18 protein-coding genes and 1 riboswitch are annotated in these 17278 nt (G+C 35.0%); of the genes, 9 read left to right on the forward strand and 9 right to left on the reverse strand.

The features are described from left to right. The first annotated feature begins 160 nt into the window (after positions 1-160). The 4 genes from glcT to ptsP all read left to right on the forward strand — a co-directional run bounded on the left by glcT (position 161) and on the right by ptsP (position 5523). The gene (glcT, locus tag AC2CGR_RS17795) at positions 161-1009 is read left to right on the forward strand and encodes a glucose PTS transporter transcription antiterminator GlcT (protein ID WP_000073866.1); all 849 of its coding nucleotides are present in this window, start codon (positions 161-163) and stop codon (positions 1007-1009) included. Between the two features lie 339 nt (positions 1010-1348). Next, positions 1349-3412, forward strand: a complete 2064-nt coding sequence (ptsG, locus tag AC2CGR_RS17800) for a PTS glucose transporter subunit IIABC (protein ID WP_131100689.1) — start codon at positions 1349-1351, stop codon at positions 3410-3412. A gap of 135 nt (positions 3413-3547) precedes the next feature. Beyond that, positions 3548-3811 (forward strand): phosphocarrier protein HPr, encoded by a 264-nt coding sequence (gene ptsH, locus AC2CGR_RS17805; RefSeq protein WP_000411079.1) that lies wholly within the window; start codon positions 3548-3550, stop codon positions 3809-3811. After that, the gene (gene ptsP / locus AC2CGR_RS17810) at positions 3811-5523 is read left to right on the forward strand and encodes a phosphoenolpyruvate--protein phosphotransferase (RefSeq protein ID WP_000174221.1); all 1713 of its coding nucleotides are present in this window, start codon (positions 3811-3813) and stop codon (positions 5521-5523) included. The genes ptsH and ptsP overlap by 1 nt, the downstream gene beginning before the upstream one ends. Positions 5524-5620: 97 nt before the next feature. Here ptsP and AC2CGR_RS17815 read toward each other — a convergent pair whose 3' ends face one another. From AC2CGR_RS17815 to AC2CGR_RS17825, 3 genes are all read right to left on the reverse strand, one after another. Beyond that, on the reverse strand, positions 5621-5986 hold the full coding sequence (locus tag AC2CGR_RS17815; protein WP_042514713.1) for a DUF3915 domain-containing protein: 366 nt from the start codon (positions 5984-5986) through the stop codon (positions 5621-5623). A gap of 196 nt (positions 5987-6182) precedes the next feature. Further along, positions 6183-6401, reverse strand: a complete 219-nt coding sequence (locus tag AC2CGR_RS17820) for a hypothetical protein (RefSeq protein WP_000100487.1) — start codon at positions 6399-6401, stop codon at positions 6183-6185. Positions 6402-6636: 235 nt separating this feature from the next. Then, positions 6637-7254: a nitroreductase family protein gene (locus AC2CGR_RS17825; RefSeq protein WP_000180385.1), complete on the reverse strand. Its 618-nt coding sequence runs from the start codon at positions 7252-7254 to the stop codon at positions 6637-6639. 329 nt (positions 7255-7583) lie between these two features. Between AC2CGR_RS17825 and AC2CGR_RS17830 the strand changes: the two genes are divergently transcribed. From AC2CGR_RS17830 to AC2CGR_RS17845, 4 genes are all read left to right on the forward strand, one after another. Then, entirely contained in the window at positions 7584-8876 is a 1293-nt protein-coding gene (locus tag AC2CGR_RS17830) for a GGDEF domain-containing protein (protein ID WP_131100687.1), read from the forward strand. A gap of 105 nt (positions 8877-8981) precedes the next feature. Continuing rightward, positions 8982-10103, forward strand: coding sequence for a serine hydrolase domain-containing protein (locus AC2CGR_RS17835; protein ID WP_484481077.1), 1122 nt, complete (start codon positions 8982-8984; stop codon positions 10101-10103). Positions 10104-10107: 4 nt separating this feature from the next. Beyond that, on the forward strand, positions 10108-10986 hold the full coding sequence (locus tag AC2CGR_RS17840; protein WP_087966180.1) for an NAD(P)-dependent oxidoreductase: 879 nt from the start codon (positions 10108-10110) through the stop codon (positions 10984-10986). Positions 10987-10991: 5 nt separating this feature from the next. After that, positions 10992-11324 carry a DUF3909 family protein gene (locus AC2CGR_RS17845; RefSeq protein ID WP_000365614.1) on the forward strand — a complete coding sequence of 111 codons (333 nt, stop codon included), beginning with the start codon at positions 10992-10994 and terminating at the stop codon, positions 11322-11324. Between the two features lie 50 nt (positions 11325-11374). Here the strand turns inward: AC2CGR_RS17845 and AC2CGR_RS17850 are convergent, their stop codons facing one another. The 6 genes from AC2CGR_RS17850 to AC2CGR_RS17875 all read right to left on the reverse strand — a co-directional run bounded on the left by AC2CGR_RS17850 (position 11375) and on the right by AC2CGR_RS17875 (position 16393). Beyond that, the gene (locus AC2CGR_RS17850; RefSeq protein WP_000054653.1) at positions 11375-11650 is read right to left on the reverse strand and encodes a hypothetical protein; all 276 of its coding nucleotides are present in this window, start codon (positions 11648-11650) and stop codon (positions 11375-11377) included. A 304-nt stretch (positions 11651-11954) separates the two neighbouring features. Next, entirely contained in the window at positions 11955-12467 is a 513-nt protein-coding gene (locus AC2CGR_RS17855; protein ID WP_000057309.1) for a 1,2-dihydroxy-3-keto-5-methylthiopentene dioxygenase, read from the reverse strand. Beyond that, a complete protein-coding gene (locus AC2CGR_RS17860) occupies positions 12445-13083 on the reverse strand; it encodes a methylthioribulose 1-phosphate dehydratase (protein ID WP_000811331.1) in 639 nt (212 codons plus the stop codon). Before AC2CGR_RS17860 ends, AC2CGR_RS17855 begins: the two co-directional genes overlap by 23 nt. Continuing rightward, positions 13080-13739, reverse strand: a complete 660-nt coding sequence (mtnX, locus tag AC2CGR_RS17865; RefSeq protein WP_087966182.1) for a 2-hydroxy-3-keto-5-methylthiopentenyl-1-phosphate phosphatase — start codon at positions 13737-13739, stop codon at positions 13080-13082. The genes AC2CGR_RS17860 and mtnX overlap by 4 nt, the downstream gene beginning before the upstream one ends. Continuing rightward, a complete protein-coding gene (gene mtnW, locus AC2CGR_RS17870; protein WP_087966184.1) occupies positions 13736-14980 on the reverse strand; it encodes a 2,3-diketo-5-methylthiopentyl-1-phosphate enolase in 1245 nt (414 codons plus the stop codon). Before mtnW ends, mtnX begins: the two co-directional genes overlap by 4 nt. A 64-nt stretch (positions 14981-15044) precedes the next feature. Next, a riboswitch (SAM riboswitch) is annotated at positions 15045-15150 on the reverse strand. A gap of 64 nt (positions 15151-15214) precedes the next feature. Further along, positions 15215-16393 carry a pyridoxal phosphate-dependent aminotransferase gene (locus AC2CGR_RS17875; protein ID WP_270184825.1) on the reverse strand — a complete coding sequence of 393 codons (1179 nt, stop codon included), beginning with the start codon at positions 16391-16393 and terminating at the stop codon, positions 15215-15217. Between the two features lie 14 nt (positions 16394-16407). Here AC2CGR_RS17875 and AC2CGR_RS17880 point away from each other — a divergent pair, with 14 nt between their 5' ends. After that, entirely contained in the window at positions 16408-17271 is an 864-nt protein-coding gene (locus tag AC2CGR_RS17880; protein ID WP_029439804.1) for a carbon-nitrogen family hydrolase, read from the forward strand. Positions 17272-17278 lie beyond the last annotated feature (7 nt).

The raw sequence follows: 17278 nt of genomic DNA on the forward strand, positions 1-17278 counted from the left end.
TATCTCCTTTCTATGTACAGTTGCTCTTACATTATACGCATCATATATAAACATGTCTAAAAAATGAATTTTTATGAAATGGTAGATGTTTTACATTGACGACAAAGAAGAATGTTCTGTAACATAAAAGCAGGCTATTTAAGGACGAGGGTGGTGTTATATGAGTAATTATCTAGAAATTAAAAAAGTTTTAAATAATAATGTCATTATTGCTAGCCATCCTGAACACGAGGAAGTAGTAGTGATTGGTAAAGGAATTGGATTTGGGAAAAAAGCGAAAGATGTATTGGAGCAAGAACAAATTGAAAAAATGTTTGTTCTAAAAAATGAACGTGATCGTGAACAATACAAACTGTTAGTTCCACATGTGAGTGAAAAATTAATTGAATTAATGAATGATATTATGTTCTATATTCAAGAAAAAGCAAAATCACCATTAAATGAACATATTCATATCGCTTTAACAGATCATATTTCTTTTGCGATTAAGCGTTTAAAACAAGGACTTACAATTGATAATCCTTTTTTAGTTGAAACGAAAATGCTCTATCCAGAGGAATATAAAATTGCTGAAGGTGTTGTAAACCTTTTAAATTCTCGTTTGCAAATTACATTGCCAGAAGGAGAAATTGGGTTTATTGCACTCCATATTTACAGTTCACTTACAAATTCAGATTTATCTTCAGTTAATCAAAACTCCCGTCTCATTGCACAGCTTGTATCTTTAATTGAGACAAACTTACAAATTACATTAGATCAAGAAAGTATTCACTATTTACGCCTTATCCGTCATTTGCAATATGCTATTGAACGGGTGAAAAAAGGGGAGAAAGTAGAGGAATCACAAAGTTTTGCTGATTTATTAAAGGCGGAATATCCTGTCTGTTATAATTTAGCTTGGAAGCTAGTTAAGGTCATGCAAAAAGAATTGCAACTTCCTGTTTATGAAGCAGAGAGCATATATTTAACGATGCACCTGCAACGCTTAGTGAAGGCAGAGCATGTGTAAAAAGTCATATATTTTTGTCTAAAATGAAAACGTTAAAAAAAATCATTGAATCGCTTACAATAGTTATGTATAATAACTATTGCAAAGTTATACAATTTTCGACAAACACATTAAGGTAAGTAACGAAAACGTTTGCCTTAATTATAGTGAACTTATAAGTAAACCTATTTTTGACACGTGTTACTGATTCGATCAGGCATGAGTGGAGAAAAGTAAGGAATGTAAGCTAGAGAAAGGGATATACTACCCTTTGTATAGCTATCGTTCTATCTTTTTTTCCTCATGCCTTTTTGGCGTTTGTCGGAAGGTATCAATATAGATAAGAGAGGAAGGGTTTCCATGTTTAAGAAGATCTTTGGTGTTCTTCAAAAAGTCGGAAAAGCGCTTATGCTTCCAGTAGCGATTTTACCGGCAGCAGGTATTTTACTTGGATTTGGTAATGCATTTCAAAATCCACAGTTAACAAATGTTATTCCTGCTTTAAAAGCAGATTGGTTCGTAATGGTAGCAAAAATTATGGAACAATCTGGTGATATTATCTTCGCTAACCTTGCATTATTATTCGCAGTTGGGGTAGCAATTGGTTTAGCTGGTGGAGATGGCGTAGCTGGTTTAGCAGCATTCGTCGGCTACTTAATTATGAACAAAACGATGAGTGTGTTCTTAGAAGTAGATAAGCTAGTGAAAGTAACAAGTTCTGGAGCAGATCCAGTGAAAATTGGATTTACGGATCCAGCATATGCAAACGTATTAGGAATTCCAACGCTACAAACTGGAGTGTTTGGTGGTATTATCGTCGGTATAGTAGCGGCATATTGCTATAATAAATACTTCAACATTGAATTACCATCATACTTAGGTTTCTTCGCAGGTAAGCGTTTCGTACCGATCGCAACTGCAACATTCTCTTTAGTAGTAGGTATTATCATGTGCTTCGTTTGGCCATACATTCAAGGTGGCTTAAATACGTTCTCACATCAAATGATTGATGCAAATAGAACATTAGCGGCATTCATATTCGGTTTAATTGAACGTTCATTAATTCCATTTGGATTACATCACATTTTCTATTCACCGTTCTGGTTCGAATTCGGTCAGTATACAAATGCAGCTGGCGAATTAATCCGTGGTGACCAAAAAATCTTTATGGCACAGTTAAAAGACGGTGTAGAATTAACAGCAGGTACATTTACAACTGGTAAGTATCCGTTCATGATGTTCGGTCTTCCAGCAGCAGCTTTAGCAATGTACCATGAAGCACGTCCAGAAAATAAAAAATTAGCAGCTGGTATTTTAGGTTCTGCTGCATTAACATCTTTCTTAACAGGTATTACAGAACCACTTGAATTTTCATTCTTATTCGTAGCACCAGTACTATTCGGAATTCATGCCGTATTCGCTGGTCTATCATTTATGACAATGCAAATTTTAGGTGTTAAAATTGGTATGACATTCTCTGGTGGTTTAATCGACTTTATGTTATTCGGTGTATTACCAGGCCGTACAGCATGGTGGTGGGTAATTGTTGTTGGTCTTGTACTAGCAGTTATTTACTACTTCGGATTCCGATTTGCAATCCGTAAATGGGATTTAAAAACACCTGGTCGTGAAGTAGCAAATGCTAATGAAGGTGCAGGAAAAGCAGAAGCTGGTGAACTTCCTCGTGAAGTATTAGTAGCACTTGGTGGTAAAGAAAACATTGCTTCTTTAGACGCTTGTATTACTCGTTTACGTGTTCAAGTTAACGAACAAAAGAATGTAAACAAAGATCGCTTAAAAGAGCTTGGAGCAGCTGGTGTACTTGAAGTTGGAAATAACATTCAAGCTATTTTCGGACCGAAATCTGACACACTAAAATCACAAATTCATGATATTATGTCAGGTCGTACACCTCATGTTGAAAAAGAAGAGCCTGTAAAAGTAGAAGAAGCTCCTCAAAAAGTTGATGAAAACGAAACAATCGTTTCACCAATTGAAGGGAAAATTCTACCGATTACAGAAGTACCTGATCAAGTATTCTCAGGAAAAATGATGGGAGACGGATTTGCAATTGAGCCAACAGAAGGAACAGTAGTTTCTCCAGTTAACGGTGAAATTGTCAATGTATTCCCTACAAAGCATGCAATTGGTATTCAATCTGAAGGTGGAAAAGAAATTTTAATCCACTTTGGTATTGATACTGTAAAATTAAATGGTGAAGGTTTTGAAGCACTTGTAGCACAAGGTGACAAAGTGAAACAAGGACAACCGTTATTAAAAGTAGATCTTGCATTTGTAAAAGAAAATGCGCCATCTATCATTACACCAATTGTATTTACGAATTTACAACAAGGCGAACAAGTCGAATTGAAAAAAGATGGAAATGTTAAGAAGGGCGAAAACGCTATTATTGACATTCAGTAGGAATTTGACGCAAAATGTTTATAATTATAATAGGCGATGTGGTTGACCGAACATCGCCTATTATATACAATAGATGATGTAGTACTCACGTCTATACAACTAAAAAATACTGTAATTTAAAGGAGATAAATTATCATGGAAAAAATCTTTAAAGTAACTAGCGACTCAGGAATTCATGCTCGTCCAGCAACTTTACTTGTAAACACTGCAAGCAAATTTGGTTCTGACATTAACTTAGAGTATAACGGAAAGAACGTTAACTTAAAATCAATCATGGGCGTTATGTCTTTAGGTATTCAACAAGGCGCGGAAATTAAAATCACTGCAAATGGTGATGATGCAGCTCAAGCACTAGCAGCTATCGAAGAAACTATGAAAAACGAAGGATTAGGAGAATAATGACTCTTAACATTCAAGGGATCGCTGCATCAAGTGGGATTGCTATTGCAAAGGCTTTCAGACTTGAAAATCCTGAATTTAACATCGAAAAGAAATCAATTACAAACGAAGCTGCAGAAATTGCACGCTTAGAAGCTGCGCTTGAGAAAGCAAAAACTGAATTAGAAGCTATTAAGGACCACGCTTTTGCTGAGCTAGGTGCTGACAAAGCTGCGATCTTTGAAGCACATTTATTAGTGTTAAATGATCCAGAACTAGTAAACCCAGTAAAAGATAAAGTAAATAGCGAAAAAGTAAATGCTGAATTTGCAATGGATGAAGTTGCATCAATGTTTATTTCTATGTTTGAAAACATGGATAACGAATATATGAAAGAACGTGCTGCGGACATTCGTGACGTAACAAAACGTGTTCTTGCGCATTTACTAGGCATTAACTTCTCAAATCCTGGTACAATTTCTGAAGAAGTAATCATTATTGCTGAAGATTTAACACCATCTGATACAGCTCAGTTAAACCGTAAGTATGCAAAAGGTTTTACTACTGATATTGGCGGACGTACATCTCACTCTGCAATTATGGCTCGTTCTATGGAAATTCCAGCTGTTGTTGGTACAAAAGTTGTTATGGAGAAAATCCAAAACGGCGATATCGTAATCATCGATGGTTTAGATGGAGAAGTAATTGTTAATCCATCAGAAGAAACTCTTCGCTCGTTTGAAGAAAAGAAAGCGAAATTTGAAGAGCAAAAAGCTGAATGGGCAAAATTAAAAGACCAAGCTACTGTAACAAGTGATGGACATCACGTTGAGCTTGTTGCAAATATCGGAACACCAAATGATGTACAAGGTATTATCGATAATGGCGGAGAAGGCGTTGGTTTATACCGCACAGAATTCTTATACATGGGCCGTGACAATCTTCCAACAGAAGAAGAGCAGTTCGAAGCGTATAAAGCAGTTCTTGAAGGTGTAAAAGAAGGTCAACCTGTTGTTGTTCGTACACTTGACATCGGTGGAGATAAAGAGCTTCCATACTTACATTTACCAAAAGAAATGAATCCATTCTTAGGATACCGTGCAATTCGCTTATGTCTTGATGAGCAAGATGTGTTCCGTACACAACTTCGTGCATTACTTCGTGCTAGCGTATACGGTAACTTAAAAATTATGTTCCCAATGATCGCAACTCTTGATGAGTTCCGTCAAGCGAAAGCGATCTTATTAGAAGAGAAAGCGAAACTTGTAGAAGCGGGTACAACTGTTTCTGATTCTATTGAAGTTGGTATGATGGTTGAAATCCCAGCTTCAGCAGTATTAGCAGATCAATTCGCAAAAGAAGTTGATTTCTTCTCTATCGGAACAAACGACTTAATTCAATACACAATGGCTGCAGACCGTATGAACGAACAAGTATCTTACTTATACCAACCATATAACCCATCTATTTTACGTCTTGTAAAAATGGTTATCGATGCTGCTCATAAAGAAGGCAAATGGGCTGGTATGTGTGGTGAGATGGCGGGCGATTCACTTGCTATCCCATTATTATTAGGATTAGGTTTAGATGAGTTCAGTATGAGTGCAACATCTATTCTTCCTGCAAGAACACAACTAAGCAAGTTGTCAAAAGCAGAAATGGAAACATTAGCAGAAAAAGCATTAATGATGTCAACTGCTGAAGAAGTTGTTGAACTAGTTAAAAGCATATAATCAATAAAAAAACCTGAGTCGATTTGAAATCGGTCTCAGGTTTTTTCTATGAGAAAAGTAAATCTTATTTTCTTACTATAGAGGATAAGGAACAGAATTAGATAGCGATAGCAACGATATCAGTTGGGCATACACGTAAAATACCAGTAAAAGTATTACGGTTTTGATTGTTCTTATCGTCTTTATTGTTATCTTTGTTATCTTTGTTATTACGAGCTAAAGCAGAGAAAAGAGCAACACCATTAGCGAAACCTTCAAAAATTACATTGTTGAAAGTGCCGTTACCTCTAATGCTTAAAAGAGAAAGCTCTGTTCCAACTGAAATGCTAGCAAGTACGTTACATACAGCTGGTTGTTGTGGTCTAACTACTTCTTTCTCTTTTTCTTTCTCATGATGTCTGCACTCTCTTTCATGATGATGACAGTCTCTAAAGTTATCACAGCATCCAAATGATCCAAACATAATCCTCATCACCCCCTTCACACTTATAATCTATGTAAGTTCGGTAGTGAGTGACTGGACAGAGAGTGGAATTTTTTCTAGGGGATTTTCTCATTTTAAATGACTAGCTGGGTGTTTATTACGGGATGATGTTTAAAATAGGATAGATATCACAAAAAAGTGTAAGGACCACCGAAATGAATGAAATAGGTAGCCTTTACACTTTTTTGCTTTTATATAAAACGATGATATATACAGGAAGAGCTAAGAGTAGCGGTACAATGGATCGTGCAGTATGTTTTTCTGATTCTAATTGGAATGCTTCTTCTTTTGGAAATTGTAATACTGAAATATTTGCAGCATCGCCAATAAAATATAGAAGCAGTACAGTTACTATGTAACATAAAAGTGCAATAAAGCTTCCGTATGAACTCAATGAAAATCCCTCTCTTGTTATCTATTTGTTATCATTGTATCATAATTGTAACAAAAACACACGGTTATATTTCGATACTTTAACAAAATTCGACACGAAACGTCATTTTTGTGTATGAAAACAGCATAAAATTTACTGTTTTTTTATATGTAGTTGTCGAATAATACATTGTAATATTACGGATGTGTGACAGAACATAAAAAAACGAAGGTAATGAAATTACCTTCGTTTTTTATTATTTTGCCCATTCACTCACTTGTTCTACGCTCATTCGTGGTGCAGGATGGCCTTTTAAAGTCGATTCACCAATTGTAATAAGCATAATTGGTACGTAGCGAGATGAAACATTGAATTCTTCTGTAAGTGCTTGTGGGTTGAAACCACCAATCGCACAAGTATCCCAGCCGGTTGCTTTAGCTGCAAGCATAAGTTGCATTGCTGCTAAAGATGCATTTGAAAAGGCTGCATCTCTCGGGAATTGCTCACGAGCATATGCAGACTCAATATTTTTAGCTAAGCGCTCTTTTGCTTCTTCTTTCATAAACCCTTGTTCTACAATTGGACCGTAAACAGGTTCAACGTTTTTATAAGCTTCTAAATCACCTAAAATAGCGACTACAGCAGAGGCATCAAGAATTTGTTGCTGGTTATAAGCAATTGGATGTAATCGTTTTTGTACATCTTCACCTTGGAATACAAGGAATTTCCAGTGTTGTAAGTTCCAAGCAGAAGGTGCTTGAGCAGCTCCCTTTAAAATCTCGTGTAACTCTGTAGATGAAATTTCTTTCTCTGGGTTGAATGCACGTGTAGATGTGCGTTCATATAGAACATTAAAAAAGTTGTCGTTTGTCATTATATATCCTCCAAATTACATATCAAATAATGAAAAATACATGTAATATATTCTACTTACATTTTGTAAGTTATCGAATTTAAGAATATAATATATTTATTTTAATTGTCAAGTTTTAAAGCGAAAGCTAGGGCATTCATACAAACGATACAATTCCTATAATCATACACTAAAAAAGGAATTTATAGAGTGAAAAACGAAGAGAACATTCTCAATTAGCTTGTTAACATGTATCCCTCACTCAGTAAAGCTTTTAAAGAACAGTTTTTTATAAAATGTTTGTGAGGAATTCAGTAGAACAAGATATATGAAGTGAGTGAAGACTAGTGATGAACATACTACATTTTTTATTAGAGAATACGGTTTTCCAAAATGTATTACAAGATCTTCAGTTAAATGTCCTTTATATAGAAAATGGATGCACACATCAACAAACGATAGAAAATATTCATCCAAAATGTATGTTTATAGCAAATAGTTTTGAAGAAGGAGAAGTATTGTTTCAGAGGACTAAACCACATATTGTAATTATGTATGTAACAGATTTTTCTCAAATAAAATATATAAGGAATATGTATAATCCACAGAGTACATTTATTGTCATTTGGGATCAACAAATAACAAGCGAGTTTACAGAGGTGCTTACGTTAGGAATACGTAATATTGTGATAGCCCCTGTGACTCCGCAAATGGTGTTAGAGGAAGTGAATAAAAGTTTATATCAGCTTTCTTTAGTGCGACAAGTAAGTTTGCAACAAGAATTACTTCAAACGATGTTTGATTTTCGAAATGATCTATTATTTATAGTAGAAGACGATGAGATTGTTGATTGTAATACAAATTTTTTAGAGTTTTTCGGATATGAAAATTTGTTTGCTTATCGTGAGCAACATTTAGTATTTGCTGAACATCTTATTAGAGAAAATGGATACTATTCAACAACTCATGATATAACATGGTTAGATGATACATTATCATATGATAGAAGAATTAAGATGTCCAACTATGAAGGGGAAGTGTCAACTTTTTTATTGCGTGCGACACCATTACCAGAAGATTTATCAAGATTTATTGTGAAGTGTACAGAGATTACAGAATTAGATGAAATCTATCAAGAACAAGAAAGGCTTGCTATGATAGATTCGTTAACAGAGATTTATAATCGTTTGAAATTCCAACAAATACTCGAGGCAGAATGGGATAATGCGATGCGCAATAATGAAAAAATAGCACTTATTTTATTTGATATAGATAATTTTAAAGCAGTAAATGACACGTATGGCCATGATTTTGGTGACTTAGCATTGATTCAGCTTGCAGAGCTTATGAAATCTAAAGTGGAGCAGCAACATGTGTTTGCAAGGTGGGGAGGAGAAGAATTTATTATATTAGTAACGAATACAGTAGAAAAGGAAGCCTTTCAGGTTGCGGAATCATTACGATTTTTCATTGAAACAAAGCAATTCTCAGGAATTTCGAAATTAACAGCGAGCTTTGGAGTTGCATTATATGAAAAAGGGATTACAAGAGAAGAATTAATGCAACGAGCGGATATTGCATTATATGAAGCGAAAAAAAATGGAAAAAATCAAGTGTGTGTATATAGAAAAGAAAAAAAGTGATTTTTCGCAACAAATTGTTGCGATTTTTTTTTATTGTTTGATAATAGAATGTAGGGGGGATTTTGAACGAAGGAATTATGGAGGAACAACAGGGTGAAAAAAATAATGACGATGGCTTCGCTGTCTATTGTAGTTTGTGGTGGAGTATACTATTTTCTCTATAATCCCAATATAAAGGAAAGCACTGCATTAACAACTAAGGTGAATCCTACTATTGAATCAGAAGTACAAGAGAATATAGAAAAAAAAGAAGAACAGCAAATTGATTATGCTAGTATATCTCAAAAATTAGATCAATATTTAATAGGAAAGCAATTTAATGGAACAGTTTTAGTGACAGATAAAGAGCATGTTATATTGAATAAAGGATATGGGTATGCTGATGTTCAAAATAAGATAGAAAATACGCCTCAAACCAAATATCGTATCGGTTCTATTACGAAAACAGTCGTGGCCACATCTATTTTACAGCTGCAAGAACAAGGGAAACTAAATATCCAAGACAATGTAAATAAATATATTCACTCTTTTCCGGTAGATAAAAATATCACCTTATATCATTTGTTAACACACACATCAGGTTTACCAGAAAGCGGAAAAGGGAAAGTGAATGCCGCTTCTCGTAAAAATTTAGTAAATTGGATTGGAAGTAAAACATTAGAATTTCCACCAGGCGCAGGTTGGAGATATACAGATTATAATTATATGGTACTTGCCTATATTATAGAAAGCATATCAAAAAAATCTTTAGGAGATTACATAAAAGAAAATATATTTACTAAAGCAGAAATGCATGAATCTGGTATGGGAAATATGGCTCAGGGAGATCAGCATTTTACTAAAGGATATGTAAAGAAAGAGAATGTACTTGAACCTGCACAAAAATTGTTAATGGAGTGGTTATACGGATGCGGTGAGATGTATACGACAGTTGGTGATATGAAGAAATTAGACGAAGCGATTATAAATGGGAAACTTCTTTCTGAACAAAGTATACAAGCGATGTTTTCACCTTCAACAGAACGAAAATATGCATTTAGTTTTTACATATATCCGGATTATTTTCATAATCATGGTGTACTATCTGGTTGGAACACTTTCAATAATTTTAATAAAGAAAAAGGCACTTTTGTTATTTTATTTTCAAATGTGAAAAATAGTATAGATGATGATTTTAATAATGAGTTCCGAAAGATGGTAAGTGATTTATTAGAACAAAGGGGATGAGAAAATGGAACATAAAAATGTATCAATAGGTTTCATCGGTATTGGAGTAATGGGAAAAAGTATGGTGCGTCATTTAATGCAAGGTGGTCATACAGTATATGTATATAATAGAACGAAAGCGAAGACTGACTCTTTAGTACAAGATGGTGCAAATTGGTGTGATACACCGAAAGAGTTAGTAAAGCAAGTGGATGTTGTAATGACTATGGTTGGGTATCCACATGATGTGGAAGAAGTGTACTTTGGGATAGATGGAATTTTGGAGAATGCAAATGAAGGTACAATTGCAATTGATTTCACGACATCTACACCAACATTGGCAAAACGTATTAATGAAACTGGTAAAAGTAAGAATGTATATACGTTAGATGCACCTGTATCTGGAGGAGACGTTGGTGCGAAAGAAGCAAGACTCGCAATTATGGTCGGTGGAGAAAAAGAAATATATGATAGATGTTTACCGTTATTTGAAAAGTTAGGAACAAATATTCAGTTGCAAGGACCAGCTGGGAGTGGACAACATACAAAAATGTGCAATCAAATTGCAATTGCTTCCAATATGATTGGTGTATGTGAAGCTGTTGCTTACGCGAAAAAAGCTGGACTGGATCCAGATAAAGTGTTAGAGAGCATTTCAACGGGTGCAGCAGGTAGCTGGTCATTAAGTAATTTGGCTCCTCGAATGTTAAAGGGAGATTTTGAGCCAGGGTTTTATGTAAAGCATTTTATGAAAGATATGAAGATTGCGTTAGATGAGGCTGAAAAATTACAATTACCAGTACCAGGTTTAAGTTTGGCGAAGGAATTGTATGAAGAGCTAATAAAAGATGGGGAAGAGAATAGCGGAACACAAGTGTTATACAAAAAATACGTAAGGGGGTAAATGAGATGGATCTTCAAAAATTTGATGAGATGATTGATACTGTACAACGAGCAACATGTATACAAATTAATGAAAAGCAAAAAGAAGCTTTTAAACAAAAATATGATTTTGAACCGAATTTTGAATATGGAAGAGATGAGAAAGGGCATTACGTTATTCGAACTTCAAAAAAGATGCTAGAAGAAATGGAATTTTATTTGGCATTGAAATATGATCGAGATGGAGTTGACCTTTACATGGAAGCGGAGATTGACGGTATATATCATGTATCTGTTAGCTATAGTGAAGACGCTTTGCATCTACAAGAATTGTTTCAATTTCTAGAAGAAAATAAATAAAAGTCCTCATTTGAGGACTTTTATTTATTTAGGTATATTTAATTTTATAATTATAAGCTAGAAGCACGGCGGCATCGTTCAATTGGGAATGGAATAACTTGCGCGATGTGATTAGGACCGAATTGTTTTGCACGAGCATGGCGTATTATATAAAATGCACACAGAATTGAAACAGGAATAGCACCGAACAAACCAAAAAGTAAAGCGCTTACACAAGATGCAACAAAACCTAAAACACCAACTTCTAACTCTTCCATAATAGCTCCTAAAATAACAGGAAGTGCTCCACACATAACTCCTAGTATAAGTGCGATAAGTAAACTCATGATTATCCCCCTCTGTTTGCGATTTTCTTTTCCTTTTTAGTTAATTGTAGTATATCATATATAAAACAGAATTTTCAGAAAAAGTTCAAAAAAAGTTCAATAAATGTTCAAAAAATATTAATAAATATACTTGGAAAATTGAAGGGAGAGATTGTGCTTAAAAGAAGGAATAATACGGTTAGACCATAAAAAATCAGGCTTATTTCATTTTTGAAATAAGCCTGTTCCATAGGAGGATGTATATATGTAGAGTGAATAAAAGGTTGGAAAAGGGGGCCCAAGACCTTTTATTCAACTAACTACCTTAATAGATTGGAACCCAACCTTCAGTTGTAACAAAAATACGAATAGCTACAACTTGACGATCATCTTGCAAGGTAAAATAATGTCTTGCATTTTCAGGAACAGATATGAGATCGCCTGGCTCAAGTTCAACGTCAAAGAATGTCCCATCTTTTCCTTCAATGGCAAAGATGCCATGACCACTAACAATAAAGCGAACTTCATCATCAGTATGATGGTGCTCTTTTTGGAAATTAATTAATAGTTCGTCAAGGTTAGGTGTGCTATTTGAAAGTGAAATTACATCATGTGCTTTATAACCTCGGCGTGCTGAAACATCAGCAATTTCTTTTGAAAACACAGCTAATATTTCAGCCTTGTTTTCATCTGTTAACGAATAATTTTCATTTAAATGAGGAGGAAGTTTAGAAATATTCCATTTCTCATATAAAACACCTTCCTCTTGTAGAAATTTAGATACTTCCACTTCATTTTCAATGCGAGTATTTACTTCATGAATACGAATTTGCGCCATTAGAAACGCCTCCTTGAATTGATAATAGTTTTATATGAAATTGGAATAAAAACTCATAAGCTTCTAATCTTTTCTTTGCATCAAAGCTATCTCGGCCCCATACGGTAATACCATGGTTACGGATCAATACTGCTCCCGAATCTCCTTGTATATGTTTTCGGAAGTTTTCTCCAAGCGTTGGGATATGGGCATGGTTTTCGATAATAGGAATGTTTATTGTTGCACCTTCTTCCCAAATATCGAGAGCTTTAATAATTTCTTGATTTTGAAGTGTGACTGCATCGCTATATAAATTTGTGATGACATTATTATCGGTTGTATGAACATGAAGGACGCACCCGGCATTCGTATTGTTATAAATATGTGTATGCAAAATTGTTTCTGCTGAAGGACGTAATTCAGTCTCTAATACGGGTACCCCTAGATGATCTACTAATAGAAAATCATCTGGAGTCGTTTTTGTTTTATCTTTACCACTTGCTGTAATGAGAAAAGTGAGTGGTTCATGACTAACCTTTATAGAAATATTACCACTCGTTGCTGGAAACCAATTTCGTGTCGTTAATTCTTTTTTTATCTCGCTTAAGTCATACCATTGACGAAAAAGTTGTTTCATAATTTCACCTCCAACAAATGTTTTAATTCAGCTTGAACATCGTGAAACGATTCAAATGGTGTATAAGAAATATGATTTTCTTCACATTTTGTAATAAGGAAATCACGAGCGAACACTTTATCCGCTTGTTTCGCAGCTTGTAAATCAGTAATTGAATCTCCAATTACAATATGGAAGTCATTCGTATCACTTAATTTACGGATGAGTGATGATTTACATAATCCGCAATGATTTTGACAATGATGATCACAAGGGTGAGGCCAATTCACTGTAATGTATTCATTTGAAAAATCTGTTTCATTACAGTAAATTTGCTCTTTTGGAATGAGTCCTTGTAAGAGTGGATAGACGAAGAAATCCATTCCACCTGATATAACATAAAAGGAAATATTATTTTCATTTACAAATTGTATAAATTCATGAAAACCATTACGGATTTCAGCAGTCTCTATTAAAAATTGAATAATCTCATCGTGCAGATTAGTAGGTATGAATTGAAATAATTGAGAAACACCTTCTTGAATAGATAGCTCCTGTGATAAAATTCTATTCTTTACTTCTTCAGCTTCTGGTGGTGCAAATTTTTCCATAATGGACATAATGTTATCATTATTTGTAATCGTGCCATCGAAATCACAAAATACTTGAATACTCATAATCTCACCTCATGAGAGGGGTTTCCCCATATTTGTAGTGCACTATGCAAATTTATGTCATCTACTTCATGGAGTGGTTTATTTTGCAAACTAGCATCAATTGCAGCACGGAAAGCTTTACCGCCGCCCTGCGCTCCATTTGGATGTCCATGTATCCCGCCACCAGCATTAATAACAACATTTTTACCGAAATCTCGTACAATAAAGGGAACGAAACCAGGATGAATACCAGCAGACGGAACAGAAAAGCTCTTCTTGAAAAATACATCGTCTTCAGTTAAATATTTTGAGATAGCAAGAGCTTCCTCTTTTTCTAGCGCAACACTTCCGTATGGAGATGGGAATAATGAAAAGTCAGCCCCAGCATAACGGAGTAGTTTTCCGAGTAATAATGGAGATGAAACTCCATATAACTTGGATGCTGAATAAGCACCACTTACAGCAGGGTGTGCCATAATAGGAACTGGGATTTCATCATCTTCTGCAAGTGATTGTAGTACATCTAGTCCGTAAGCAAATACGTTAAATAATAGAATATCAGCTCCAGCTTGCACTGCACGTTTTGCATTTTCTTTTAAATCAAAAGTTCGTCCTGTTAAATTTACGGCATATAACGTTTTATGTCCGTATGTTTCATATACGGATTGTAAAACTTCTTTTCCAGATACAATGCGTTTCGTAAGTGGTGTTAATGCATTTTCAAATAATATTTCATCATCTTTTACTATATCTACACCACCAATTGCTTGATCGCGTAATTGCGTTTTTAAATACCCAATATTTCGTCCAATCATTCCTTTAAAAATACTCATTAAAAGGGGACGATCATGCACTTGTAAAAGATTTCGAATACCATCTATCCCAAATTTTGGACCAGGAAAATGTTTTTTTAACTCGTCTGAAAAAGTTAAGTCAATTAATTTTACTTCGCCATCAAGGGATAGCTTTCCAAATGTAGTCGTTAAAATTGCTGGTAAATCTGGACTGAAGTTTAATAACGGATATTCGATTTTAATAATTCCGCGTTTTACTTTTTTACGTAAATACGAATTGGTATGTTCATGTTCAGCTAATTCCTCAACATGAATGACGTTGCCTTTATGCTGCTTTAATTGTTCTTGCAATAAGTGTGGCAAATGAGTCCAAGAGCCAATTGTTAAACCGAGTGCAATTTGCTCAGCTTTTTTTTCTAAGTTATGTGAATCATCATGGATTAAATACGTCGCTATAATTCCGCTCATTGTTATAACCTCCTAGTTAAATAAAAAAACCTCTCAGCTAAGGAGAGGTTTTTTTACAACCAGCTCCTTATCTGTCAGCGTAATGCTGCGAGAATTAGCACCGTGTCTACAATTGTAGATCGGTTGCCGGGTTTCGTCGGGCTCGTCCCTCCACCTGCTCTTGATAAGAAGTATTTAGAAATGTTTAAATTTTTAAGATAACTGAATTTTGTCAGATATTTTTCATGTTGTCAATTACTTTTTGAAAAAATTTAATTTATCAATTCGATTAATGGCTTCTCGTAATCTATCTTCTGTATGCAAGAGACCAACACGGACATACCCTTCGCCATGCTCACCAAATCCAACACCAGGAGCAACTGCAACGTGTGCTTTTTCTAGTAAAATATCAGAAAATTGCTCAGAGGTATATCCTTTTGGAACAGGAAGCCATGCAAAGAATGATCCGGTTGGAATATCTACATTCCAACCAATTGAGTGACAAGCAGAAATAAGAGCGTTTCTTCGAGATTCATAACTATTTACAAGGTCTATTACGCAAGACTGTGAACTTAATAGTGCTTCGCGGGCAGCATCTTGAACTGCACCAAAGATGCTAACATACATATGATCTTGTAATAGGTTAATTGTTTCAATCACACTTTCATTCCCTACAGCAAAAGCGATGCGCCAGCCAGCCATATTAAAAGTTTTCGATAATGTGTAAATTTCGATTCCTGTATCTTTGGCACCGTCTGCTTGTAAGAAACTAACTGGCTTTTGACCATCGAACCCTATAGCACCATAAGCAAAATCATGAACAACTAATATATTGTGTTTATTAGCAAATTGAATCGTTTCATCAAAAAAATCTTTTGATGCAGTAGCACCTGTAGGGTTATTTGGATAGTTTAAAAACATTAATTTTGCACGCTCGGCAATAGAGTCATCAATTTTCGTATAATTTGGTAAAAAGTTATTTTCTGCAATAAGCGGCATTGTTTCAAATTGTGCTTTTGCTAAAGCAACTCCTGATAAATAATCTGGATAGCCTGGATCTGGAACGAGAATCGTATCACCAGGATTTGTAAAACAAATTGGTAATTCTACTAATCCAGCCTTTCCACCAAACAATATAGCAACTTCAGTTTTCGGATTTACTACTACATCATATTCACGTTGATAGAATGTTGCCACGGCTTCTTTTAAGCTTTCATGTCCGCGAAATGGCGGATATTTATGATGAATGGTCTTTTCTGCAGCATCTTGCAAAGCTTTTACGATATGCTGTGGTGTTGGTTGATCTGGATTACCTTGACCTAGATTAATAACATCGTGACCAGCTGCAACGACTTTGTTAACTTTTGCAACAAGTGAAGCGAAAAATTGTGTTGGCAATGATGTTACTATCTCAGAAGGTTGAAATAATTTCATACTTTCCACCTCTTTTGAAAGTTGTTACAATTCTAGTGACAAATGATATAATCTTTCCAGTATTTTGTAAAGAAAAAAATGAGAATGGGGCTGAAAAAATGAAGGTCGCATGTATTCAGATGGATATTGTCTTTGGAGATGTAGAAAAAAATATTGAGAATGCTAAAAATAAAATAAGCGAAGCGATGAAGGAAAGACCAGATGTTATCGTCTTACCAGAACTATGGACAACAGGTTATGATTTAACGAGACTTTCTGAAATTGCAGATAGGGATGGATTGGAAACGAAAGAAAAGTTGATAGAATGGTCGAAACAATATGGTGTACATATTGTTGGTGGTTCTATAGCAAAGCAAACGGAGCAAGGTGTTACAAATACAATGTATGTTGTAACGAATAAAGGAGAACTAGTCAATGAATATAGTAAAGTGCATTTATTTCAGCTTATGGATGAACATAAATATTTAATCGCTGGAAATAGTACTGGTGAATTTAAGTTAGATGATGTAGAGTGCGCCGGCACCATTTGCTATGATATTCGTTTTCCGGAGTGGATGCGCGTTCATACTGCTAAAGGTGCAAAAGTTTTATTTGTTGTAGCTGAATGGCCATTAGTTCGTTTAGCACATTGGCGTTTACTATTACAAGCAAGAGCAGTTGAAAATCAGTGTTATGTTGTAGCATGTAATAGGGCAGGGAAGGATCCGAATAATGAGTTTGCCGGCCATTCTTTAATTGTCGATCCTTGGGGCGAAGTTGTTGTAGAAGCGAATGAAGAAGAAACAATTCTATTTGGAGAGCTTACATTCGAGAAGATTAAAGACGTACGCAAAGGAATTCCAGTTTTTGCAGATCGACGTCCAGAATTATACAAATAAAATGTTG

The sequence above is a fragment of the Bacillus sp. LSHTCR4 genome (genome assembly GCF_057197025.1).